Source organism: Paraburkholderia unamae (assembly GCF_003096875.1).
In the GTDB taxonomy this organism is placed as follows: Bacteria; Pseudomonadota; Gammaproteobacteria; order Burkholderiales; family Burkholderiaceae; genus Paraburkholderia; species Paraburkholderia unamae.
In genome coordinates this window covers 181642-205774 of record NZ_QEOB01000001.1, presented here as the reverse complement: position 1 = coordinate 205774, position 24133 = coordinate 181642, and the positions used below count along the sequence as shown (strand labels likewise).

Genomic DNA, 24133 nt, shown 5'->3' with positions numbered 1-24133 from the left:
CGATGAAACGATTCGTCATGCACAACCGCTTCTTCTGGCTGTTCCTCGTGGTGATGTTCGCGCTGCCGGTGCTGCCGCACCCGCTGCACGTGCCCGAATACTGGATCACGCTGCTCAACTATATCGGCCTCTATTCGATCGTCGCGATCGGGCTCGTGCTGCTCACCGGCATCGGCGGGATGACGAGCTTCGGGCAGGCCGCGTTCGTCGGGCTCGGCGCCTATGCGACCGCGTATCTGACGACGCAGTACGGCGTTTCGCCGTGGCTCGCGCTGATCGTCGGCGTGGTGATCACGGGGCTCGTGGCGCTCGTTCTGGGGCTCGTCACGATGCGTCTGTCGGGCCACTTCCTGCCGCTCGGCACGATCGCCTGGGGCCTCGCACTGTTCTTCCTGTTCGGCAATCTCGACATGCTCGGCAAGTACGACGGCATCAACGGCATTCCCGTGCTGAACGTGCTGGGCATCGAGCTGGAATCGGGCCGCCATATCTATTACCTGATCTGGGTCGTGGTGCTCGCCTCGGTGGTGTCTGTTCAGAATCTGCTTAATAGCCGTATGGGCCGGGCGATCCGCGCCTTGCGCGGCGGCGGCCTGATGGCCGAGGCAATGGGCGTGAACACCGGCTGGATGCGCGTGGTGATCTTCGTCTATGCGGCCGTGCTCGCGGCCGTTTCGGGCTTCCTCTACGCGCATTTGCAGCGCGCCGTGAACCCGACGCCGTTCGGCCTGAATCACGGCATCGAGTATCTTTTCATGGCCGTGGTGGGCGGCGTGGCGCACGTCTGGGGCGCGGTGCTGGGCGCGGCGATCCTCACCGTGTTGCAGGACTGGCTTCAGACACTGCTGCCCAAGCTGCTCGGCGAGAACGGCAACTTCGAGGTAATCGTCTTCGGCATCTTGATGGTGCTGCTGCTGCAATACGCGCGGCGCGGCGTGTGGCCGTTCGTAGCGCGCTTCTTCCCGCGCGGCCCGCGGGCGCACGTGCCCGAGCACGCTGAATCCTTGCCGCAGCGCAGCAAGCCCGCCACCGGCGAGATGCTGCTGACGGTGAACAAGGCACGCAAGCAGTTCGGCGGCCTCGTGGCGGTGAACGACGTGAGTTTCGAAGTGAAGGCGGCCCAGATCATCGGCCTGATCGGCCCCAACGGCGCGGGCAAGTCGACGACCTTCAATCTCGTGACCGGCGTGCTTCAGCCCACCAGCGGTGAGATCACGTTCCGCGGCGAACGCATCGACCGGCTGACTTCACGTGAAATCGTCGCGCGCGGCATCGGCCGCACGTTCCAGCACGTCAAACTGCTGCCGACGATGACGGTGCTTGAAAACGTCGCCATCGGCGGGCACCTGCGCGGCCATGCGGGCGTGCTGCGCAGCGTCGCCAAGCTCAATGCGGCGGAGGAAGGGCGGCTCATGAGCGAGGCGGCGAAGCAGATTCGCCGCGTCGGTCTCGAGCAGCATATGTACGACGAGGCGGGCAGTCTCGCACTCGGTCAGCAGCGCATTCTGGAGATCGCACGCGCGCTGTGCTGCGATCCCACCTTGCTGCTGCTGGACGAACCGGCGGCCGGCCTGCGTTATCAGGAAAAGCAACAGTTGGCCGCATTGCTGCGCAAGCTGAGGGAAGAGGGGATGAGCGTGCTGCTGGTCGAACACGACATGGATTTCGTGATGAATCTCACCGACCGGCTGGTGGTGATGGAGTTCGGCACGCGGATCGCAGAAGGCCTGCCGGAAGACGTGCAGAAGGATCCGGCGGTGCTCGAAGCGTACCTGGGCGGGGTGGAATGATGACGACACCCGTACTGGAAGTCTCCGGCCTCGCGGTGCGCTACGGCAAGATCGAGGCGCTGCACAAGGCGGCCATCAAGGTGGGCGCGGGGCAGATCGTCTCCGTGATCGGCCCGAACGGCGCGGGCAAGTCCACGCTGCTCAACGCCATCATGGGCGCGCTGCCGGTCAGCGGGCATGCGAGCGGCCGGATCGCCTATATGGGCGAAGAGGTTGGCGCGCTACCGATCGAGCGGCGTGTGGCGCGCGGCATGTGTCTCGTGCCGGAAAAGCGCGAGCTGTTCGCTACGATGACCGTGGAGGACAACCTCGTGCTCGGCGCCTACCGGCGTAAGCGGGCAGGCGAACGCAATTTCCTCGATCAACTGGAGCCCGTGTTCACGCTGTTCCCGCGCCTGAAGGAGCGGCGTGCGCAGGCGGCCGGCACGCTCTCGGGCGGCGAGCGTCAGATGCTTGCGGTCGGCCGCGCGCTCATGGGCAAGCCCGACTTGCTCATGCTCGACGAGCCGAGCCTGGGCCTCGCGCCGCTGATCGTGAAGGAAATCTTCCACATTATTAGTGCGCTGCGACAGACGGGCGTCGCGACGCTGCTCATCGAGCAGAACGCGCGTGCGGCGCTCCAGATTTCCGACTACGGCTACGTGCTGGAGACCGGCGACCTGGCGCTCGAAGGACCGGCGGCCGACCTGGCGCAGAATCCCCGTGTGATCGAAACGTATCTCGGCCTTGCGAAGAAGCCGGTCTGACGGAACGATCTGACTTCGTCTATCGCTGTAGAAATGAGCGGCGTGTTTCACGTGAAACACGCCGTTTTTTTTCGCCCAAACACCGCTCCCTTTATTCGGGCGTGAACGGTACAAAACCTGAAACCGCTATAATTCGTAAATACCACTTTTTCCGAGAAGGCTCACGCGGTCGTTTCCGTCCATGCGTGAGGTTCAGCCATGCTTTATCCCACAGAGTTTGACGTAATCGTCGTTGGTGGCGGTCACGCCGGAACCGAGGCTGCGCTTGCCGCGGCCCGCATGGGCGTCAAGACGCTCCTGCTCACGCATAACATCGAAACGCTCGGTCAGATGAGCTGCAATCCGTCGATTGGCGGCATTGGCAAGGGCCATCTGGTCAAGGAAGTCGACGCGCTTGGCGGCGCCATGGCCGCTGCGACGGACGAGGGCGGGATCCAGTTCCGTATCCTCAATTCGTCCAAAGGCCCGGCGGTGCGGGCGACGCGCGCCCAGGCGGACCGCATTCTTTATAAGGCGGCGATCCGTCGGCGGCTCGAAAATCAGCCGAATCTCTGGCTGTTCCAGCAGGCCGTAGAGGACCTGATGGTCGAGGGCGACCGCGTGGTGGGCGCCGTGACGCAGGTCGGCATTCGCTTTCGCGGCCGTGCCGTCGTGCTGACGGCCGGGACTTTCCTCGACGGCAAGATCCACGTGGGCCTGAACAACTACACGGGTGGCCGCGCGGGCGACCCCGCGGCGGTCACGCTGTCGTCGCGCCTGAAGGAGCTGAAGCTGCCGCAGGGCCGCCTCAAGACGGGCACGCCGCCGCGTATCGACGGCCGCACGATCGACTTTTCGGTGCTCGAAGAGCAGCCGGGCGACCTCGATCCGGTGCCGGTATTCTCGTTCCTGGGCCGCGCGGAGCAGCATCCGCGGCAGATTCCGTGCTGGGTCACGCACACGAACGAGCGCACGCACGACATCATTCGCGGCGGTCTCGACCGTTCGCCGATGTACACGGGCGTGATCGAAGGGGTGGGGCCGCGCTATTGCCCGTCGATCGAGGACAAGATTCACCGATTTGCCTCGAAGGAATCGCATCAGATCTTCCTCGAGCCGGAAGGCCTGACGACGAACGAGTTCTATCCGAACGGGATCTCGACGAGTCTGCCGTTCGACGTGCAGCTTGAGCTCGTGCACTCGATGCGCGGGCTGGAGCACGCCCATATCCTGCGCCCCGGCTATGCGATCGAGTACGACTACTTCGATCCGCGCGGCCTGAAGGCTTCGCTCGAAACCAAAGCGATCAATGGCCTGTTTTTTGCGGGTCAGATCAACGGGACGACAGGTTACGAAGAAGCGGCTGCACAAGGCCTGCTCGCCGGTATCAACGCAGGCTTGCAGGTGCAGGGCAGGGACGCATGGTGCCCGCGTCGCGATCAAGCCTACCTTGGCGTGCTGGTCGACGATCTGGTCACGCGTGGCGTGTCCGAGCCGTACCGCATGTTCACGAGCCGCGCCGAATACCGTTTGAGCCTGCGCGAAGACAATGCGGACATGCGTCTCACGGAGATTGGCCGCGAGCTGGGCGTGATCGACGATGTGCGCTGGGACGCGTTCTGCCGCAAGCGCGACGCTGTTTCACGTGAAACAGAGCGCCTGAAGTCGACGTGGGTGAATCCCAAGAGCCTTTCCGCCGAAGAAGCGACTGCGCTGCTCGGGAAGCCGATCGACCGTGAGTACAACCTGGCGGATCTGCTGCGTCGCCCGGGCGTGAGCTACGACGGCGTGTGCGGCCTGCGTGAAGGCGCTTGCGCACCGGAAGCCCCGCTCGCCGACGACGAGATTCTGCTTGCCCAGATCAAGGAGCAGATCGAGATCGGCATCAAATATCAGGGCTATATCGACCGTCAGGCCGACGAGATCGAGCGCAATGGCGCGCACGAGAACACGCGCCTGCCGGAAGGGATCGACTACGCGGACGTGCGTGGCCTTTCGTTCGAAGCACGTCAGAAGCTGACCCAGTTCCGTCCCGAGACCATCGGTCAGGCTTCGCGCATTTCGGGCATCACGCCCGCCGCGATTTCGCTGCTGATGGTGCACCTCAAGCGTGGCCTCGGCCGTCGTCGCCAGGGCAACCCCGGCGACACGGGCACCGACTCGACGCCGGTGGCGCAATGACGGGCCGCGCAAGGCAACCCGGCATCGCGGATCGCGACGCGCTGGCTCGTTTGCTGAAAGAGGGCGCGCAGGCGTTGGGTGTCGAGCTGAACGGACGGCAGCACGAGCAATTGCTCGACTACGTTGCGCTGCTCGCGAAGTGGAACGCCGTCTATAACCTGACGGCGATCCGCGACCCGCGCCAGATGCTGATCCAGCACATTCTCGATTCGCTTTCGATCCTGCCGCATCTGCCGTCACGCGCCGACGCGGCGGTGCTCGATGTCGGTTCCGGCGGCGGTCTGCCGGGCATCGTGCTGGCGATCGTGCGTCCCGACTGGCAGATCACGCTCAACGACATCGTGCACAAGAAGTCCGCATTCCAGTCGCAGGCCAAGGCCGAACTCGGCCTCACGAACCTGTCGGTTGTGACTGGAAGGGTCGAATCGCTGCGTCCCGGCGTCGAAGTACCGAAAAAATTCGACTTGATCGTCTCGCGGGCATTCGCGGATCTCGCCGATTTCGTTACACTGGCCCGTCACCTCGTTGCAGAGGGCGGCGCGATCTGGGCAATGAAGGGCGTGCGCCCCGCAGACGAAATCGAACGCTTGCCCGCCGGCGCGAAAGTGCTGAACACGATCCGCCTGACCGTACCGATGCTCGAAGCGGAGCGTCATCTGATTGAAGTATCGGTTGACCCGATTACCGCAACCTGACTCCGCTCAGCGGATGGCAGGATCGGCCGAACGGTGCATCAGACGAATGCGGTGCAACGTAAGCAAACTTTTCAAGGCAGTAAAAGGGACACACAAAAGATGGCAAAAATCTTCTGCGTTGCGAACCAGAAGGGCGGCGTCGGCAAGACGACGACAACGGTCAATCTCGCCGCGAGCCTCGCATCGCAGGGACAACGTGTCCTTCTCATCGATCTCGATCCGCAAGGCAACGCCACGATGGGCAGCGGTATCGACAAGGCGGCCTGCGAGAACACGGTGTACGAGGTGCTCGTCGACGGTGTCACGGTGAACGAAGCGCGTACGCGCCCGGAGCAGGTGGGCTACGACGTGCTGCCCGCCAACCGCGAGCTGGCCGGAGCCGAAGTGGAACTGGTGACGGCCGAGCAGCGCGAGCGGCGTCTCAAGACCGCGCTTGCCGAAGTCGACGATCAATACGATTTCGTTTTGATCGACTGCCCGCCGGCGCTGTCGCTGCTCACGCTCAACGGCCTGTGCGCCGCGCATGGCGTGGTCATCCCCATGCAATGCGAGTACTTCGCGCTGGAGGGGCTGTCGGATCTCGTCAACACGATCAAGCAGGTCCACGCGAACATGAATCGCGACCTGAAGGTGATCGGTCTTCTGCGCGTGATGTTCGATCCGCGCATCACGTTGCAACAGCAGGTTTCCGAGCAGTTGAAGGAGCACTTCGGCGACAAGGTTTTCGACGCCGTGATCCCGCGCAATGTCCGCCTCGCGGAAGCGCCCAGCTATGGCTTGCCCGGCGTGGTGTTCGATCGCACGTCGCGCGGCGCGCAGGCCTATGTGCAGTTCGGCGCGGAAATGATCGAGCGCGTGCGCGCACTCTGACGAGAGACTGAGGAAGCACGATGAACGCAGTAGCACGGAAGAAGGGGCTGGGCCGAGGGCTGGAAGCATTGCTCGGCGGCACGGCGGACATTACCGAAGCGGTGAAGATCGACGGCGCGCCGAACACGCTGCCGCTCACGCAGATGCAGGCCGGCAAGTACCAGCCGCGCACGCGCATGGACGAGGGCGCGTTGCAGGAGCTGGCCGCGAGCATCCGGGCGCAGGGGCTCATGCAGCCGATCCTGGTGCGGCCGGTCTCGGCGGATCGTTACGAGATCATCGCGGGCGAGCGGCGCTTCCGTGCGGCGCACATCGCCGGGTTGACCGAAGTGCCGGTGCTCGTGAAGGACGTGCCCGACCAGGCCGCCGCCGCGATGGCGCTGATCGAGAACATCCAGCGCGAGGATCTGAATCCGCTGGAAGAGGCGCAGGGCATCCAGCGTCTGCTCGACGAATTCAGCTTCACGCACGAGCAGGCGGCCGAGTCGGTTGGCCGCTCGCGCAGCGCGGTGTCGAACCTGCTGCGTTTGCTCAATCTCGCAGCGCCCGTGCAGACCATGCTGCTCGCGGGCGATCTCGACATGGGCCACGCGCGCGCGCTGCTCGCCGTGGACGCGGCCACGCAAATCACGCTGGCCAACCAGGTGGTCAACAAGCGCATGTCGGTGCGTGAAACCGAGAAGCTGGTTTCGGCCACGACGAAGGCGGCGCCTGCGGTGAAGGCGAAGGCGGCGCACGACGGCGGCCGCGACACGCGCCGCCTGGAGGAAGAACTGTCGGACCTGCTCGCCGCGACGGTGAAGATCAAACTCGGCCGGCGCGGGCGAGGGCAGCTCACCGTCGACTTCGGCGACCTCGACGCGCTCGACGGCATCCTGCTGCGGCTGCGCGGCGAAACGGCCGCTTGATGCCCGCCGCCGCAAACGCGCACACCGTCGCTTAAGCGGTGGGCGAATCGCAGCAGGGCGCAAGCGGGCCCTTGAACGTGGTGCGCCGGATCGGCGCATTCGCGTTGTCGGAGCCGGTGCTCGCCATTCTCGTCGTGGCGCTCATTGCGTTGCAGATCTTCGCACCGCGCCCGTTGCTCACGTTGCCCTCGCTCGTCGACTGGCAAACGGTGATGACGCTAGCGGGCCTGCTCATTCTCACCAAAGCGATCGAATATTCAGGACTGCTGACCTGGCTCGCGCACAAGCTCGTGCACCACATACACTCGGAGCGCGGGCTCGCGTTGCTGCTGGTCGCGCTGGCCGCCGGGCTGTCGATGATCGTGACCAACGATGTCGCGCTCTTTGTCGTCGTGCCGCTCGTGCTCTCGCTGCACCAGCTCACGCCGCTGCCGCTCAAACGTCTCGTCATTGTCATCGCGCTTGCCGTGAATGCGGGCTCGGTGCTCACGCCGCTCGGCAATCCGCAGAACCTGTTTCTCTGGCAGGTGAGCGGCGTGTCGTTTGGCTATTTCGTCGCGGGGCTCGCGCCGTTGTGCGCCTTTCTGATGGCGATGCTCATCGCGCTCGCTGCGGTTCTGTTCAAGAGCACGCCGCTGGACCTGTCGAAGGACGCCGCGCCCCAGCGCGTCGATCGCGCGCTCGCCGGCGTGGCCGCGGTGCTGTTCGTGGCCTTCGTGCTGCTTGCCGACGCACACCATGCGGGCGTGGCGCTCGCCGCCGTCGGCGCGGGCTTCGTGATCTGGCGCATCCGCATCGTGCTGAAGATCGACTGGCTGCTTCTGCTGATCTTCGTGCTGATGTTCATCGTTCTGCGCAGCGTGGCCGCATTACCCTGGATTCATCACGCGCTGACCTCGCTTTCGTTGCAAACACCCATGCGTGCTTTTGCCGCAGGCGCCGTGCTGTCGCAGGTCATCAGCAACGTGCCGGCCGCCATCGTGCTCGCCGGTTTCACGCACGACTGGCGCGCGCTGGCGTTCGGCGTGAGCGTCGGCGGGTTTGGGGTCGCCATCGGATCGCTAGCGAATCTCATCGCCGTGCGCCTTTCCGGCCAGCGCGGCGTGTGGCTGTCATTTCACCTGATCGCCGTGCCATTCTGGCTTGCGGCCTTTTTGGGCGGTGCGCTGCTGCTGCATCTGTTTTGATGCTGCGCGTCCCATATCCTGAATGACGAGCACGGTGGCGGCCGAATTTACCTGGTCCTCCTGACGATTGCTCGCTCCCTTACAGTTACCGGTCACAGCTTTGCGACACCGTGTTTTCCGCATCATGAAGTCGCATTTCACAGGTGTTATTGAACGCCCTAAAGTCTTGAATTGCCTGCAACTATCGCTTACAATCGCCCGGATTTATTTGGTTGGCGATGCTGTAAGTGCGCTGTAATAAAAGGCGCGCAAGGCGAATTTCCGGAATAAAGCGATGGTGGGTCAGAGGCCAGATGAAGCGCCGCAGGCGCATGACGGGCCCGATGTTCCAGGCGCGGTCGGGGCATCCAGCCGGGGGCAGGATGCGGCGGCAAAAAATTCCGGAAGCGGTGGCGGTCAACGTACCGATCACAACGCGCGCTGGGATGAGCTGGACGCCAGCCAGCAAGATAACAACGACATCGTGCCGCTCACCCGGACCGAAGCCGAGCAACTCTTCGGCGCGCAGGTGAGTCGCCCATCGCGCGTCACGCCGTTTCGGGTCGTGGCGGCGCAAGTGGTTTTGTCCCTGGTTGCAACATTGGTGTGGTGGCTGTTTTATAAGCCGCCGGGGGATGCTGCGCTGTCGGCCTTTCTGGGCGGAGCGATTTGCTGGTTCCCCGGAGCGCTGTTCGCAGCGCGCCTCAAGCAGTTGAGCCGTGCCGGCACCGTGCTGAACTGGATGCTCGGTGAAGCCTTCAAGATGGGGGCGACGATTGCGATGTTCGTCGCCATCGCGTTCTGGTATCACGACGTGCGGTGGATTCCGCTGCTCGTCACGTACCTGATCGCACTAAAGACATATTGGATCGCGCTCGCGTGGCGCTGACCCGCCGACATCGCGCCGCCTCAAGTCAGGGCGTCGAAGCGATGACGGTGGAAGTTAGCTGGCCGATGCGAAGCAGATAAGACACGATCCACGGCGGTGCGTTCCCGCAATACAGAATTGCGGCGGGAGCGGCCGAAAACGATTTTCGACAATTTGGGTGTTTTTAACGATATGGCAGCCAGCGAAGGAACGAGCGGTCCGGGTCCGTCCGAGTACATTGCTCACCACTTGCAGAACTTTGCGACCTCGCACCAGACGTCGATCGTCGACTTCAGCGTCTGGAACATCGACACGCTGTTCTGGTCGATCCTGTGCGGCGTTGTAACTATCCTCATCTTGCGCCTCGCTGCGCGCAAAGCGACTCCGGGCGTTCCGGGCCGCTTCCAGTGCGCCATCGAAATGCTGGTCGAGATGGTCGAGGACCAATCCAAGTCCATCGTTCATGGCAACCGCGCTTTCATCGCGCCGCTCGCGCTGACCGTGTTCATCTGGGTCGCGCTCATGAACTCGCTCGACTTCATCCCCGTCGATCTGCCCACGCGCGTGATCGGCTGGCTCGGTCTTTCCGAAGTGCTTCCGCACCAGCGCATCGTCCCGACGGCCGACCTCAACGGCACGTTCGGCATCGCGCTCGGCGTGTTCGTGCTGATGATTTACTACAACCTCAAGATCAAGGGTCCTGGCGGCTTCGCACACGAACTGCTCTCGGCTCCGTTCGGCTCGCATCCGCTCTTGTGGATCCCGAACCTTGCACTGAACATCATCGAGTTCGTCGCCAAGACGGTTTCGCTCGCACTGCGGTTGTTCGGCAACATGTATGCAGGCGAACTGCTGTTCCTGCTGATCGCGCTGCTGGGCGGTCTGTGGAGCTTCGGCGCGGACACGACGGTGCTTGGCTTCATCGGCCACGTGATTGCAGGCAGCGTCTGGGCGATCTTCCACATCCTGATCGTCCTGTTGCAAGCGTTCATTTTCATGATGCTGACGCTGGTGTACATCGGCCAGGCACACGACAAGCACTAAGTGCTCGTCAAACCAGATTTGCAGTTTTAAATCCCCAGTTCCAGAAAATCTCACAAAGGAGTGATCATGCAAGCTTTCATCGCCAACATCCAGGGTTTCACGGCCATCGGTATCGGCATCATCATCGGCCTGGGTGCTATCGGCGCCTGTATCGGTATCGGCCTGATGGGTGGCAAGTACATCGAAGCCTGCGCACGTCAGCCTGAGCTGATGAACCCGCTGCAAACGAAGATGTTCCTGCTGGCTGGTCTGATCGATGCGGCGTTCCTGATTGGCGTTGGTGTTGCAATGCTGTTCGCGTTCGCTAACCCGCTGCTCTCGAAGCTCGCGGGCTAAGTTCCCTGGAAGGTTGCGCCTGACCTATAACGGTTAAGGGCGCATGGCGGAACGGGAGACGAGGCGCTGATCGAGTTTCACAACCGATGAGCGCCTTGCCGTTTCAATTCCCCGGAATAGCAACGATTAAGGAAACACCGTGAATCTCAACGCAACCCTGTTTGCGCAAATGGTCGTGTTCCTGATCCTCGCGTGGTTCACGATGAAGTTCGTGTGGCCGCCGTTGATCAATGCCCTCGACGAGCGCTCGAAGAAGATCGCAGACGGCCTGGCCGCTGCGGATAAGGGTAAGGCGGAACTCGAAGCGGCGCACAAGCGCGTCGGTGAAGAGCTCGCTTCGGCCCGCAACGAGGGTCAAAACCGCATCGCCGACGCTGAAAAGCGTGCGCTGGCCGTCGCGGAAGAAATCAAGGCCCAGGCACACGCCGAAGCGGCACGCATCATCGCTCAAGCGAAGGCCGACGCCGACCAGCAGGTCGTCAAGGCACGCGAAGCGCTGCGCAGCGAAGTCGCGGCACTCGCCGTGCAAGGCGCCGAGCAGATCCTGAAGCGCGAAGTCGATCAGTCGGCCCACGCCGAACTGCTGAATCAACTGAAAGCCGAGCTCTGATCATGGCCGAACTTGCAACCATCGCCCGCCCGTACGCAGAAGCACTGTTTGGCGTGGCCGAAGCTGGTGACACCGCTGCCTGGTCCACGCTCGTTTCGGAGCTGGCACAGGTTGCGGCCTTGCCCGAGGTGCAGTCGGTCGCGACGAGCCCGAAAGTGAGCCATGCCCAGGTCGTCGAGCTGCTGCTCGCGGCGGTGAAGTCGCCGGTCAAGGAATCGGCCGAGGTGAAGAACCTCGTGCAGATGCTGATCGAGAACCATCGCCTCGCGCTGCTGCCGGAAATCCACGCACAGTTCGAGGCGCTCAAGAACGCCAAGGCAGGCGCGGCCGACGCAGTGATCGTCAGCGCATTCCCGCTCGAAGGCGCGCAGTTGAACGACCTCGTGGCCAGCCTCGAACGCAAGTTCAAATGCAAGCTGAAGCCGGCCGTCGAGATCGACAAGTCGCTCATCGGCGGCGTGCGCGTCACGGTCGGCGACGAAGTGCTCGATACCTCGGTCCGCGCGCGGCTCGCCAGCATGCAGGCGGCTCTGACCGCTTGAGCGCCTCGATCCCAGGGATCGGGCGCGGCGGCTGGCACGCAACAGAATTGAACATCAGGAGCGAATAATGCAACTCAATCCCTCTGAGATCAGCGAGCTGATCAAGAGCCGGATCCAGGGCCTTGAAGCGAGCGCCGACGTTCGCAACCAGGGCACCGTGATCTCCGTGACCGACGGCATCGTGCGTATCCACGGCCTGTCGGACGTGATGCAGGGCGAAATGCTCGAATTCCCGGGCAACACCTTCGGCCTCGCGCTGAACCTCGAGCGCGACTCGGTCGGCGCGGTGATTCTGGGTGAGTACGAGCACATCTCGGAAGGCGACATCGTCAAGACGACGGGCCGCATTCTCGAAGTGCCGGTGGGTCCGGAACTGGTCGGCCGCGTGGTCGACCCGCTCGGCAACCCGATCGACGGCAAGGGCCCGATCAACGCCAAGCTGACCGACGCGATCGAAAAGATCGCTCCGGGCGTGATCTGGCGTGAAGGCGTGTCGCAGCCGGTGCAAACGGGTCTGAAGTCGATCGACGCGATGGTGCCGATCGGCCGTGGCCAGCGTGAGCTGATCATCGGCGACCGTCAGTGCGGCAAGACCGCGGTGGCCGTCGACACGATCATCAACCAGAAGGGCAAGGACCTCATCTGTATCTACGTCGCCATCGGTCAGAAGGCTTCGTCGATCCAGAACGTGCTGCGCAAGCTCGAAGAAACGGGCGCGATCGAATACACGATCGTCGTGGCCGCTTCGGCTTCGGAATCGGCCGCGCTGCAATACCTCGCGCCGTACTCGGGCTGCTCGATGGGCGAATACTTCCGCGACCGCGGTCAAGACGCCCTGATCATTTATGACGACTTGACCAAGCAAGCCTGGGCATATCGTCAGATCTCGCTGCTGCTGCGCCGCCCGCCGGGCCGCGAAGCTTACCCCGGCGACGTGTTCTATCTCCACTCGCGTCTGCTCGAGCGCGCCGCGCGCGTGTCGGCCGACTACGTCGAGAAGTTCACGAACGGTGAAGTCAAGGGCAAGACGGGTTCGCTGACGGCACTGCCGATCATCGAAACGCAAGCCGGCGACGTGACCGCATTCGTTCCGACGAACGTGATCTCGATTACCGACGGCCAGATCTTCCTGGAAACCGACCTCTTCAACGCAGGCATCCGCCCGGCAATCAACGCCGGCGTTTCGGTGTCGCGCGTTGGCGGTGCGGCTCAAACGAAGGTCGTGAAGAAGCTGTCGGGCGGTATCCGTACCGACCTCGCGCAGTACCGTGAACTGGCGGCGTTCGCCCAGTTCGCATCGGACCTCGACGAAGCGACCCGCAAGCAGCTCGAGCGCGGCCGCCGCGTGACGGAACTGCTCAAGCAGCCGCAGTACCAGCCGCTGCAAGTGTGGGAACTGGCTGTGGCGCTGTTCTCGGCGAACAACGGCTACCTCGACGACATCGATGTCAAGGACGTCCTGCCGTTCGAAAAGGGCCTGCGCGAATACCTGAAGTCGAAGCACGCTGACCTCGTCGCGCGCATCGAGGACAAGAAGGACCTGTCGAAGGACGACGAGAACGCGCTCCACGCGGCTCTCAAGGACTTCAAGAAGTCCGGCGCATACTGATCCGTCCGGGAATCCCTCACGATAAACGGACTGGGACCCGGGTAAGCGCTCAGGCGCAGACTCGGGTCGACAAAGGAGCAAGCAATGGCTGGAATGAAGGAAATTCGCGGCAAGATCAAGAGCGTGCAAAACACGCGCAAGATCACCAAGGCGATGGAAATGGTCGCGGCGTCGAAAATGCGCCGTGCCCAGGAGCGCATGCGCGCCGCCCGCCCGTATGCCGACAAGGTCCGCGACATCGCTGCGCACATGAGCCGTGCGAACCCCGAGTATCGCCACCCGTTCATGGTGGAAAACAACGATGCGAAGGTCGCCGGCGTGATTCTCGTCACGACCGATAAGGGTCTGTGCGGCGGGATGAACACCAATGTGCTGCGCGCAACGCTACAGAAGTTGAAGGATCTGGAAGCATCCGGCAAGTCGGTCGAAGCAACGGCGATCGGCAGCAAGGGCCTCGGTTTCCTGAATCGTCTGCGCGCAAAGGTCGTCTCGAACGTCGTGCAACTCGGCGACACGCCGCACCTCGAAAAGCTGATCGGCGCGATCAAGGTGCAGCTCGACCAGTACTCGGAAGGCAAGCTCTCGGCTGTGTACCTCGCGTACACGCGCTTCGTCAACACGATGAAGCAGGAGCCGGTGATCGAGCAACTGCTGCCGCTGTCGGCCGAGCGTCTCGAAGCGAATGACGACGGCACGACGCCGAAGTCGGCGTGGGACTACATCTACGAGCCGGATGCGCAAACCGTCGTGGACGAACTGCTGGTCCGCTATGTCGAAGCCCTGGTCTATCAGGCCGTGGCGGAAAACATGGCTTCGGAGCAGTCGGCCCGGATGGTCGCGATGAAGGCGGCGTCGGACAACGCGAAGACGGTCATCAACGAACTGCAACTCTCTTACAACAAGAGTCGCCAGGCCGCGATTACGAAGGAACTTTCGGAAATCGTCGGCGGCGCAGCAGCCGTTTGATCGAGCGACAGGCGCGAACCGATTGCGAAACCGCGCCGGTGTTGAACCGGTGAGCGAGTGAAGAATTCAGGTATCTAAAGGAAAATCGATGAGTACAACTGCTTTGGTAGAAGGCAAGATCGTACAGTGCATCGGCGCGGTGATCGACGTGGAATTCCCGCGTGAGCACATGCCGAAGATCTACGACGCGCTGATTCTCGATGGCTCGGAACTGACCCTCGAAGTCCAGCAGCAGCTGGGCGACGGCGTTGTCCGCACCATCTGTCTGGGTGCATCGGACGGCCTGCGTCGCGGCACCGTCGTGAAGAACACGGGCAAGCCCATCAGCGTGCCGGTCGGCAAGCCGACCCTCGGCCGCATCATGGACGTGCTCGGCCGTCCGATCGACGAAGCCGGTCCGATCGTGAGCGAAACGACGCGCTCGATCCACCAGAAGGCTCCGGCGTTCGAAGACCTGTCGCCGTCGGCGGAACTGCTCGAAACCGGCATCAAGGTTATCGACCTGATCTGCCCGTTCGCAAAGGGCGGTAAGGTTGGCCTGTTCGGTGGTGCTGGCGTGGGCAAGACCGTCAACATGATGGAGCTCATCAACAACATCGCGAAGGAACACGGTGGTTTCTCCGTGTTCGCGGGCGTGGGCGAGCGTACCCGTGAGGGCAACGACTTCTACCACGAAATGAAGGACTCGAACGTTCTGGACAAGGTCGCGCTGGTGTACGGCCAGATGAACGAGCCGCCGGGCAACCGTCTGCGCGTCGCGCTGACGGGTCTCACGATGGCCGAGCACTTCCGTGACGAAGGCCTCGACGTGCTGTTCTTCGTCGACAACATCTACCGTTTCACGCTGGCTGGCACGGAAGTGTCGGCACTGCTCGGCCGTATGCCGTCGGCAGTGGGCTATCAGCCGACGCTGGCAGAAGAGATGGGCAAGCTGCAAGAGCGCATCACGTCGACCAAGAAGGGCTCGATTACCTCGGTTCAGGCCGTGTACGTCCCTGCGGACGACTTGACCGACCCGTCGCCGGCTACGACCTTCGGCCACCTGGACGCAACCGTCGTGCTGTCGCGTGACATCGCTTCGCTGGGTATCTACCCGGCAGTCGATCCGCTCGACTCGACCTCGCGCCAGATCGACCCGAACGTGATCGGCGAAGAGCACTACTCGATCACGCGCGGCGTGCAGCAGACGCTCCAGCGCTACAAGGAACTGCGCGACATTATCGCGATTCTGGGCATGGACGAACTGTCGCCGGAAGACAAGCTGTCGGTCGCCCGCGCACGCAAGATCCAGCGTTTCCTCTCGCAGCCGTTCCACGTTGCGGAAGTCTTCACGGGCTCGCCGGGCAAGTACGTGCCGCTGAAGGAAACCATCCGCGGCTTCAAGATGATCGTTGGCGGCGAATGCGATCACCTGCCGGAGCAGGCGTTCTACATGGTCGGCACGATCGACGAAGCCTTCGAAAAGGCCAAGAAGATCCAGTAAGGGTTGAGTTGCCAACGGGCGAATAAGTAACACGTTACTTATTCGCCGCCGCAACCGATTAACCCCAGGAGTCGACACATATGGCAGCAACCATCAAGGTAGACGTCGTGAGCGCCGAAGAGAGCATCTTCGACGGCCAGGCGAAGTTCGTCGCGCTTCCGGGCGAGGCGGGCGAGCTGGGCATTCTGCCGGGCCACACGCCGCTCATCACGCGGATTCGTCCGGGTGCCGTGCGTATCGTGGCGGAAGACGGCAACGAGGAATTCGTGTTCGTCGCAGGCGGCATTCTCGAAGTGCAGCCGGGCGCCGTCACGGTGCTCGCCGACACCGCGATCCGCGGCAAGGATCTCGACGAAGCGAAGGCCACGGAAGCGCGCAAGCGCGCCGAAGAGGCGTTGCAGAACTCTGGCTCGAACCTCGAGTACGCCACCGCCCAGGCCGAACTGGCCTACGCGGTCGCGCAACTCGCGGCGATCCAGCGCCTGCGCAAGATGAATCAGCACTGATTCCGGCGCGTGCCCTCGTGGCGCGGCGTCCGAAGCGAAAAGGCTCCCCATGTGGGGAGCCTTTTTGCATTTGGGGGCCGGAAAACACACGCAGGCGGCCGAAAACGTACGCCGCGCCGGATGGCATGGTGATGAAAAAAACGGCATAAATGGCGTGAGCGACGGAGGTCGACCAAAACGCTCTGACATACTTGACGTTTACGGAAAGGTAATGCCAAATCATGCCTTCGTGACCGGCGCAGGAGGAGGCGACGGACCCGAACCCGGGGCATGTGCTGCGGGTAAGACTTGATGCCGTCGCCGGTCAGGCCGGTGGCACAATCGTTTTCAAATTCATTTCAAACGCGGGAGTGAAGCTCCCCAGGAGACGGCAATCATGGCAATCGACGCAGCAGGTGCGAGCGCCGCGCCCGGTGTACATGAGGCGCTCATCGCGCCGAAAGACGGGCTTTCCTACGTGCGGGGCACGACCGAGGTGCCGCTCAGCGACGCGACCATCGGCACGTTCCTGCTCGACACCGCGAGCCGGTTTCCGGAGCGCCCGGCCGTGGTGTTTCGCGAGCAGGGCATCCGCTGGAACTGGCGCGAGTTCGCCGCCGAAGTGGACGTGCTCGCCGCCGGCTTTGCCGAGATCGGTATCGTCAAGGGCGACCGGGTGGGCATCTGGTCACCCAATCGTGTCGAATGGCTGCTCACCCAGTTCGCCACCGCACGCATGGGCGCGGTGCTCGTCAACATCAACCCCGCGTATCGGCTCTCCGAGCTCGAATACGCGTTGAACAAGGTCAGTTGCAAGGCGATCGTCTCCGCCGAGAGCTTCAAGACGTCGAAGTACCTGGAGATGCTGCAAACGCTCGCGCCCGAGCTGGCGAGCGCCCAGCCCGGCCGGTTGCAGGCGGCGCGGCTGCCCGAGCTGCGCGCGGTCGTGCGCATGTGCGACACGGCCACGCCCGGCATGCTCTGCTTTAGCGAACTCGTGGAGATGGGCCGCGAGCGCATTGCCCGCGACGGCACAGCCTGGCTCGACGCGATCAACGCGACGCTCTCGCCCGACGACGCCATCAACATCCAGTTCACGAGCGGCACGACCGGCAACCCGAAGGGCGCGACGCTCACGCACCGCAACGTGCTCAACAACGGGCGCTTCATCGCCCAGGCGATGCGCCTCACCGAGCAGGATTCGCTGTGCATTCCGGTGCCGCTTTATCACTGCTTCGGCATGGTGCTCGCGGTGCTCGCCTGCGTGTCGGTGGGCGCGAACATGGTGTTCCCCGGCGAGGCGTTCGATCCGCGCGCAACGCTCGAAGCCGTTTCGGAAGAGGGCTGCACGGCGCTGCACGGCGTGCCCACGATGTTCATCGCGGAGCTCGATCATCCCGAGTTCGCGCGCTTCGATCTTTCGAAGCTGCGCACGGGCATCATGGCCGGCTCGCCGTGTCCGATCGAGACGATGAAGCGCGTGGTGTCGAAGATGCATCTCGGCGAAATCACGATCGCCTACGGCATGACGGAGACGAGCCCGGTGTCGTTCCAGAGCTCGACCACCGACCCGCTCGACAAGCGCACGACCACCGTTGGCCGCATCCAGCCGCATCTGGAAGTGAAGATCGTCGATGCGCTCGGCAACATCGTGCCGGTGGGCGAGACGGGCGAACTGTGCACGAAGGGCTATTCGGTGATGCAGGGCTACTGGGGCGACGAGGCGAAGACGGCCGAATCGGTCGTCGATGGCTGGATGCACACGGGCGACCTCGCCACGATCGACGCCGAAGGCTACTGCAACATCGTCGGCCGCCTGAAGGACATGCTCATTCGCGGCGGCGAGAACATCTATCCGCGCGAGATCGAGGAGTTTCTGTTCCGCCACCCGAAGGTGCAGTCGGCGCAGGTGTTCGGCGTGCCCGATGCGAAGTACGGCGAGGAAGTGTGCGCGTGGATCGTGCTGCGTCCGGGCGAAGTGGCCACGGCGGAGGACATTCAGGCGTTCTGCCAGGGGCAGATTGCGCACTACAAGATTCCGAAGTACATCCGCTTCGTCGACGAGCTGCCGATGACGGTGACGGGCAAGGTGCAGAAGTTCGTGATGCGCGCGCGCATGATCGACGAACTCAAGATCAGCGAGCAAAAGACAGCTTGACGGAGACGGCCGCGGCGGACGATGCAACACGCCGCCGCGGCTTTTCCAGGCGCGTGAAACCGGGCGCGTAAAAAATGCTCGGGAACCCGAACAATCGTCTGGCGGCGGAGGGAGTGTGCGCAGTGCGATGACCGGCGAAGAACGGCCAGGCGCTGCGGAAAATGAGGACGAAAAAAAAGCGGGCCTGGAGCCCGCTAAAAACCACACGCTACGGGGTTAGCGCGAGGAGACCAAAGGAGGAGCCGGGTCATGAAACGTCGTAGACGCCGGTCACGGCTCCAGCAAGGATGCCCCTCGAGAGGGCTTCGGCACAGGGCCGACCGGCTGGTGTTTTGTGTCCGCTCACACTGGCACCAAGCCACATCCGTGTTGAAACCGTTGAAGGCATTGTGGGCGAATTAGAGTAGCTTCGCGGTAACAAAGTGTTTCAGGTTGTAACGCCCGTGGGATAAGGCTTCGCGGGACTTTTTGCCATCCTGAGCGTTTTGCGGAAGTCATTTTTACCGCGGCTTTCACGCGGCGTCAGACAGCTTGAATGCGTCGTCGCGAACCAGGATTCGTATTGCATGACGAAAGGCCCGCTGCGCGGGCATTGGGCCCGTGGCATCGCGCGCATGGGCTTGATGGGGCGCACGCATGCGCAATGCGTGGCAGCCGGGTGTGTGCGCGAAATGCAAGGATTGCGCGCCTCGTATTGCGGATACGCTTTGCAACTCACCGTAGCAATTCCAAGGGTCGAAACGCCAGGCGAGAAGCGGGAAGTGAGAAGCGCGGCACGAGGCACGCGATATCGCCGCGTCCGTTCAACGGCTCACGTGTGCGTTATGCGCACGTGAACCGCTCACTCACTTCAGCCACTTGTCGGAGATTGCCTGATATTCGCCGCTCGCGCGCGCAAGATGCAACCACTGGTCGACGTACTGCTGGAACACCACGTCGCCGCGCGGCACCATCCACGCTTTCTCGCCGTACTGGAATGGCTTGTCCGGATGCACCGAGCACAAGCCGGGGTTCAGCTTTTGCTGAAGCATGGTCTCGGAAGCGTCGGTCACCATCACGTCGGCCTTGCCCGCGAGGATCTGCTTGAAGATCGTCACGTTGTCGGGATACGTGATGAGATTCGCATGCGGAAAGAACTGCTTCGCGAAGCGCTCGTTCGTGCCGCCGGGGTTCACGATCACGCGCACCGTGGGCTGGTCGATCTGCGCAACGGTCTGATACTTGTTCACGTCGTCGCAGCGAACGATCGGCGTCTTGCCGTCGACCTGATAGGCCTCGGTGAAGAACGCGCGCTTCTGGCGATCGAGCGTGGTCGACACGCCGCCCACCGCCACATCGCACTTCGCGAGGAAGTCGTTCAAGAGATTCGACCACGAGGTCTTCACGAACTCGGCCTTCACGCCGAGCGACTTCGCGAGCGACTCCGTCATGTCGATATCGATGCCTTCGAACGTGCCGTCCTGCTTGTAGAACGAGTAGGGCTTGTAGTCGCCGGTCGTGCACGCGCGCAGCGTGCCGCGCGCGATGATTTCGTCGAGGCGCGAAGGCGCGGCGGCCGCGGCGGGTGCGCCGGCGGACTGGGCGAGCGCGCCGGCGCTCAGCAGCGCGGCGGTCAGGGCGAGGGCGGCTTTTTTCATCGTGTCTCCTGTGTCCCATACCGCATGCGCGGCAGGATCTGGTTCTGTTGAAGTCATGTTTCGGAAAGGCGCTTGATGATAGCCCGCGTATGCGCGGCAGTTAAGCGCGGACTTACCTGGGTAGGCAGCGCGCGGGTTGCGACGTCATGGCGCTTTCCAATCTCGCCCATCAGCGGCATGGCGCGGCGGCCGCTCCGGTAAAATGCTTGTTTGCTTCCGAACCCAGGCGCGACTTTGCGCATCCCGCACGTGGCACACAATCTCCTGAACGACACCTTCCTGCGCGCGCTGCTGCGTCAGCCGACCGACTACACGCCGATCTGGCTGATGCGCCAGGCGGGCCGCTATCTGCCGGAGTACAACGCCACGCGCAGCCGCGCGGGCAGCTTCCTCGGTCTCGCCAAGAATCCCGACTACGCGACCGAAGTCACGCTGCAACCGCTCGAACGCTATCCGCTCGACGCCGCGATCCTGTTCTCCGACATCCTGACGATTCCCGACGCGATGGGCCTCGGTCTCTCGTTCCAGGCGGGCGAAGGGCCGAAGTTCGCGCATCCCGTGCGCACCGAAGACGACGTGGCGCGCCTCGCCGTGCCTGACATTGGCGCGACGCTGGGCTATGTGACCGACGCGGTGCGCGAGATCCGCCGCGCGCTCACCAACGCCGAGGGACGCCAGAGCGTGCCGCTGATCGGCTTCTCGGGCAGCCCGTGGACGCTCGCCTGCTATATGGTCGAAGGCGGCGGCTCGGACGACTTCCGCACCGTGAAGTCGATGCTGTACGCGCGCCCCGACCTCATGCAGCGCATTCTCGAAGTCAACGCGCAGGCCGTGGCCGCCTACCTGAACGCGCAGATCGAAGCGGGCGCGCAGGCCGTGATGATCTTCGACACGTGGGGCGGCGCGCTCGCGGACGGCGCCTACCAGCGCTTCTCGCTTGCCTACATCGCGCAGGTCGTGGCGCAGCTCAAGCGCGAGCACGACGGCGAGCGCGTGCCGGTCATCACGTTCACGAAGGGCGGTGGCCTGTGGCTCGACGAAATCGCCAATACGGGCGTGGACGCGGTGGGCCTCGACTGGACCGTCAACCTCGGCCGCGCACGCGAGCGCGTGGGCGATCGCGTGGCCTTGCAGGGCAATCTGGACCCCACGGTGCTGTTCGCGTCGCCGGCCGCAATCCGTGAGCAGGCGCGCGCGGTTCTGGACAGTTTCGGCGCGCATCCGGGTCACGTGTTCAATCTCGGCCACGGCATTTCGCAGTTCACGCCGCCCGAAAACGTGGCCGAACTCGTGGACGAAGTGCATCGTCACAGCCGGACGATTCGCGCTGCGACAGTGTGACGCTTTTGTTGCGTTGCAGCGAGCTGGGCTCCGGCTACCAGGGTATGACCGGGCTCAAGAGGCCATCCAGACGCCAATCCGGTCCTGTCAAGACTTGACTTATTCACACTTGTCTCGTTGCGGCGCGCAAGAGGGAAAGATTGCCGCAGATCGCCATGCGAGTCTGAGCAGAATCAATCAGACCCTTGACAGACAAGGGTTTCGGCGCTCCACGGCGCTCTGTGCGGTATCCCACATAACGGCCGGGCGCGGGCGCCCCGTGGCGGCGCCCGGCGAGTTCTCAACAAAGTTATCCACAGGCGCAGGATCGGGGGCGCGATTGTTCTGCGGAATCCAAAACTTAGCGTGGAATCTCAAGTTTTACTTGAGGTTTGGGTGTCGGCGCGCCGTTCTACGGAACTTCCCTGGGGGCGCGGCATGACGGAAACGTACGTGCGCGTGGCGCTGGATCATCCGCTGGACGCGCTCTACGACTATCGCTACTCGCTGGACGCGTGTGTGCCCGAGCCCGGCATGCTCGTGCGCGTGCCGTTCGGGCGGCGCGACGTGGTTGGCCTGATTTGCGAAGTGAACGCTCACAGCGACGTGCCGGCCAACAAGCTGCGCGACGTGCTTGCCGTGTGCGCCGCCTGCCCGCCGCTTTCCCTGCAATGGCTCGCGCTGGCCGGTTTCGCCGCCGACTACTACCAGCGGGGCCTCGGCGAAGTTGCGCTGCCCGCGCTGCCGCAGGCGTTGCGCGATCCCTCGCGCTGGGCGCGCCTGCTCGCGCCCGAGGAGCGCTACCGCCTGCTGCCGGCGGGCCGCGCCGCGCTACCCGATGCCTTGCCGGTGCGCGCCCAGGCGCTGCGCCGCCTCGCGCAGGCGCTGGCCGAATCGGGCGAACTCGACGCGGCCGAGGCGCGCGCGTTGCACCCGAAGGCCATTGCGACACTGGACGCCTGGCGCGACGAGGGCTGGGTGGAGCACGAAAGCATCGAGTTCGGCGCGGCAGGGAGCGCCTCGAACGGCGCCTCTGGTTCCGGCGCCGCAGTCGCCGTGCCGCGCCTGAGCGACGAGCAGGCCGAGGCCGTGGAGGCCATCGGCGCGGCGGGCGGTTTCGCGCCGTTCCTGCTGCACGGCGTGACGGGCAGCGGCAAGACCGAGGTGTATCTGCGCGCGCTCGCGGCCTTGCTCGAACGCGAGCCGGATGCGCAGGCGCTCGTGCTCGTCCCCGAAATCAATCTCACGCCGCAGTTCGAGGCGGCGTTTCGCACGCGCTTCGCGGCCACGCTCGCCGACGAGGCCATCGTCACGCTCCACAGCGGCCTTGCCGAAGGCGAGCGCGCCCGCAACTGGCTCGCGGCGCACACGGGCCGCGCGCGCATCGTGCTCGGCACGCGGCTCGCCGTGCTCGCTTCGCTGCCGCGTCTCGCGATGCTCGTGGTGGACGAGGAGCACGATCCCGCCTACAAGCAGCAGGAAGGGCTGCGCTACTCGGCGCGCGATCTCGCCGTGTGGCGCGCGAAGCAGCTCGGCGTGCCGGTGGTGCTGGGTTCCGCCACGCCTTCGCTCGAAAGCTGGTGGCAGGCCGAGCAGGGCCGCTATACGCGCCTCACGCTTTCGCGCCGCGCGATTGCCGAGGCGGTGCTGCCAACGGTCAAGCTCATCGATCTGGAAGAGGAGCGGCGGCGCGGCCGCGCGTCGTTCGAAGGGCTCTCGGGGCCGCTGGTCGCGGCGATGAAGGCGCGCCTCGAGCGCGGCGAGCAGAGCCTCGTGTTCCTGAACCGGCGCGGCTACGCGCCCACGCTCGCGTGCGACGCCTGCGGCTGGGTGGCGGGCTGTCCGCGCTGTAGCGCCTACGTCGTGCTGCACAAGCCCGAGCGGGCGCTGCGCTGCCATCACTGCGGCTGGGAGTCGCGCATCCCGCACTCGTGCCCCGAGTGCGGCAACGTCGATATCGCGCCGATGGGGCGCGGCACGCAGCGCATCGAGGAGGCGCTCGCGAGCGCGGTGCCGGGCGCGCGGGTGCTGCGCATCGACGCCGACAGCACGCGCCGCAAGGGCAGCGCGCAGGCGCTTTTCTCCGACGTGCACGCGGGCGACGTCGACATCCTGGTGGGCACGCAGATGATCGCGAAGGGGCACGACTTCCAGCGCGTGTCGCTGGTTGGCGTGCTGAACGCCGACAATGCGCTCTTTTCGCATGATTTTCGGGCCAGCGAGCGGCTTTTCGCGCAACTGATGCAGGTGAGCGGGCGTGCGGGCCGGGCCGGGCTGCCCGGCGAGGTGCTCGTGCAGACGCGCTATCCGCGCCACCCGCTCTATCACGCGCTGGCGCGCCAGGACTACGTGGGATTTGCGAATACGACGCTCGCGGAGCGGCGCGACGCGCACCTGCCGCCGTTCGTCTATCAGGCGTTGCTGCGCGCCGAAGGGCGCACGCTGGAAGCCGCGCTGGCGTTTCTCGCCCAGGCGGCGGCTGCGCTCACGGCGCTCCCGGCCGCCGGGCGCGTCATGGCCTACGATGCGGTGCCGCTCACCATCGTGAAGGTGATGAACGTGCATCGCGCGCAACTGCTCGTGGAGAGCCAGTCGCGAGCCGCGCTACAGGCAACGCTGCGCGCGTGGCAGCCCGCCTTGCGCGCGTTGCGCGGCGTGCTGCGCTGGAATCTCGAGGTCGATCCGCTCGACATCTAGCCGGGCCGCGATCGATCAAACCGCGCCGGGCCGTAGCCCGGCG

Annotated in this window: 20 protein-coding genes; 19 read left to right on the top strand and 1 reads right to left on the bottom strand. The window is 64.1% G+C overall.

Features of this window, described 5'->3' with window-relative positions:
• Nucleotides 1-2: 2 nt before the first annotated feature.
• From C7402_RS00900 to C7402_RS00820, 17 genes are all read left to right on the top strand, one after another.
• Nucleotides 3-1790: a branched-chain amino acid ABC transporter ATP-binding protein/permease gene (locus tag C7402_RS00900; protein ID WP_116609353.1), complete on the top strand. Its 1788-nt coding sequence runs from the start codon at nucleotides 3-5 to the stop codon at nucleotides 1788-1790.
• The gene (locus tag C7402_RS00895; protein ID WP_425273756.1) at nucleotides 1790-2536 is read left to right on the top strand and encodes an ABC transporter ATP-binding protein; all 747 of its coding nucleotides are present in this window, start codon (nucleotides 1790-1792) and stop codon (nucleotides 2534-2536) included. Before C7402_RS00900 ends, C7402_RS00895 begins: the two co-directional genes overlap by 1 nt.
• Nucleotides 2537-2734: 198 nt before the next feature.
• A complete protein-coding gene (gene mnmG, locus C7402_RS00890) occupies nucleotides 2735-4696 on the top strand; it encodes a tRNA uridine-5-carboxymethylaminomethyl(34) synthesis enzyme MnmG (RefSeq protein ID WP_116609351.1) in 1962 nt (653 codons plus the stop codon).
• Nucleotides 4693-5391: a 16S rRNA (guanine(527)-N(7))-methyltransferase RsmG gene (gene rsmG, locus C7402_RS00885; RefSeq protein WP_116609350.1), complete on the top strand. Its 699-nt coding sequence runs from the start codon at nucleotides 4693-4695 to the stop codon at nucleotides 5389-5391. Before mnmG ends, rsmG begins: the two co-directional genes overlap by 4 nt.
• 99 nt (nucleotides 5392-5490) lie before the next feature.
• A complete protein-coding gene (locus C7402_RS00880) occupies nucleotides 5491-6261 on the top strand; it encodes a ParA family protein (RefSeq protein ID WP_112169961.1) in 771 nt (256 codons plus the stop codon).
• A gap of 20 nt (nucleotides 6262-6281) precedes the next feature.
• Nucleotides 6282-7169, top strand: coding sequence for a ParB/RepB/Spo0J family partition protein (locus tag C7402_RS00875; RefSeq protein ID WP_116609349.1), 888 nt, complete (start codon nucleotides 6282-6284; stop codon nucleotides 7167-7169).
• 71 nt (nucleotides 7170-7240) lie between these two features.
• Complete coding sequence (locus C7402_RS00870) at nucleotides 7241-8356, top strand: SLC13 family permease (RefSeq protein WP_116609652.1); 1116 nt, start codon at nucleotides 7241-7243, stop codon at nucleotides 8354-8356.
• Between the two features lie 274 nt (nucleotides 8357-8630).
• The gene (locus C7402_RS00865; RefSeq protein ID WP_116609348.1) at nucleotides 8631-9224 is read left to right on the top strand and encodes an ATP synthase subunit I; all 594 of its coding nucleotides are present in this window, start codon (nucleotides 8631-8633) and stop codon (nucleotides 9222-9224) included.
• Nucleotides 9225-9395: 171 nt separating this feature from the next.
• A complete protein-coding gene (gene atpB, locus C7402_RS00860; protein ID WP_112169958.1) occupies nucleotides 9396-10247 on the top strand; it encodes a F0F1 ATP synthase subunit A in 852 nt (283 codons plus the stop codon).
• Nucleotides 10248-10313: 66 nt separating this feature from the next.
• Nucleotides 10314-10583, top strand: coding sequence for a F0F1 ATP synthase subunit C (gene atpE / locus C7402_RS00855; RefSeq protein ID WP_028203308.1), 270 nt, complete (start codon nucleotides 10314-10316; stop codon nucleotides 10581-10583).
• Between the two features lie 139 nt (nucleotides 10584-10722).
• Entirely contained in the window at nucleotides 10723-11193 is a 471-nt protein-coding gene (locus C7402_RS00850; protein WP_112169957.1) for a F0F1 ATP synthase subunit B, read from the top strand.
• 2 nt (nucleotides 11194-11195) lie between these two features.
• On the top strand, nucleotides 11196-11735 hold the full coding sequence (locus C7402_RS00845; RefSeq protein WP_112169956.1) for a F0F1 ATP synthase subunit delta: 540 nt from the start codon (nucleotides 11196-11198) through the stop codon (nucleotides 11733-11735).
• A gap of 67 nt (nucleotides 11736-11802) precedes the next feature.
• The gene (gene atpA / locus C7402_RS00840; RefSeq protein WP_112169955.1) at nucleotides 11803-13344 is read left to right on the top strand and encodes a F0F1 ATP synthase subunit alpha; all 1542 of its coding nucleotides are present in this window, start codon (nucleotides 11803-11805) and stop codon (nucleotides 13342-13344) included.
• A gap of 84 nt (nucleotides 13345-13428) precedes the next feature.
• Entirely contained in the window at nucleotides 13429-14310 is an 882-nt protein-coding gene (gene atpG / locus C7402_RS00835) for a F0F1 ATP synthase subunit gamma (protein ID WP_112169954.1), read from the top strand.
• 88 nt (nucleotides 14311-14398) lie between these two features.
• Nucleotides 14399-15793: a F0F1 ATP synthase subunit beta gene (gene atpD / locus C7402_RS00830; protein ID WP_112169953.1), complete on the top strand. Its 1395-nt coding sequence runs from the start codon at nucleotides 14399-14401 to the stop codon at nucleotides 15791-15793.
• Between the two features lie 80 nt (nucleotides 15794-15873).
• Nucleotides 15874-16299: a F0F1 ATP synthase subunit epsilon gene (locus tag C7402_RS00825; protein WP_112169952.1), complete on the top strand. Its 426-nt coding sequence runs from the start codon at nucleotides 15874-15876 to the stop codon at nucleotides 16297-16299.
• A 376-nt stretch (nucleotides 16300-16675) separates the two neighbouring features.
• Nucleotides 16676-18436: an AMP-binding protein gene (locus tag C7402_RS00820; RefSeq protein WP_112169951.1), complete on the top strand. Its 1761-nt coding sequence runs from the start codon at nucleotides 16676-16678 to the stop codon at nucleotides 18434-18436.
• Between the two features lie 845 nt (nucleotides 18437-19281).
• On the opposite strand, the gene C7402_RS00810 is transcribed toward C7402_RS00820, so the two are convergent.
• The gene (locus tag C7402_RS00810) at nucleotides 19282-20073 is read right to left on the bottom strand and encodes a transporter substrate-binding domain-containing protein (RefSeq protein WP_116609347.1); all 792 of its coding nucleotides are present in this window, start codon (nucleotides 20071-20073) and stop codon (nucleotides 19282-19284) included.
• A gap of 249 nt (nucleotides 20074-20322) precedes the next feature.
• Between C7402_RS00810 and hemE the strand changes: the two genes are divergently transcribed.
• Together hemE and C7402_RS00800 are read left to right on the top strand one after the other, a co-directional pair.
• Nucleotides 20323-21414: a uroporphyrinogen decarboxylase gene (gene hemE, locus C7402_RS00805; RefSeq protein WP_112170278.1), complete on the top strand. Its 1092-nt coding sequence runs from the start codon at nucleotides 20323-20325 to the stop codon at nucleotides 21412-21414.
• 417 nt (nucleotides 21415-21831) lie between these two features.
• Nucleotides 21832-24090: a primosomal protein N' gene (locus C7402_RS00800; RefSeq protein WP_116609346.1), complete on the top strand. Its 2259-nt coding sequence runs from the start codon at nucleotides 21832-21834 to the stop codon at nucleotides 24088-24090.
• Nucleotides 24091-24133: the final 43 nt, after the last annotated feature.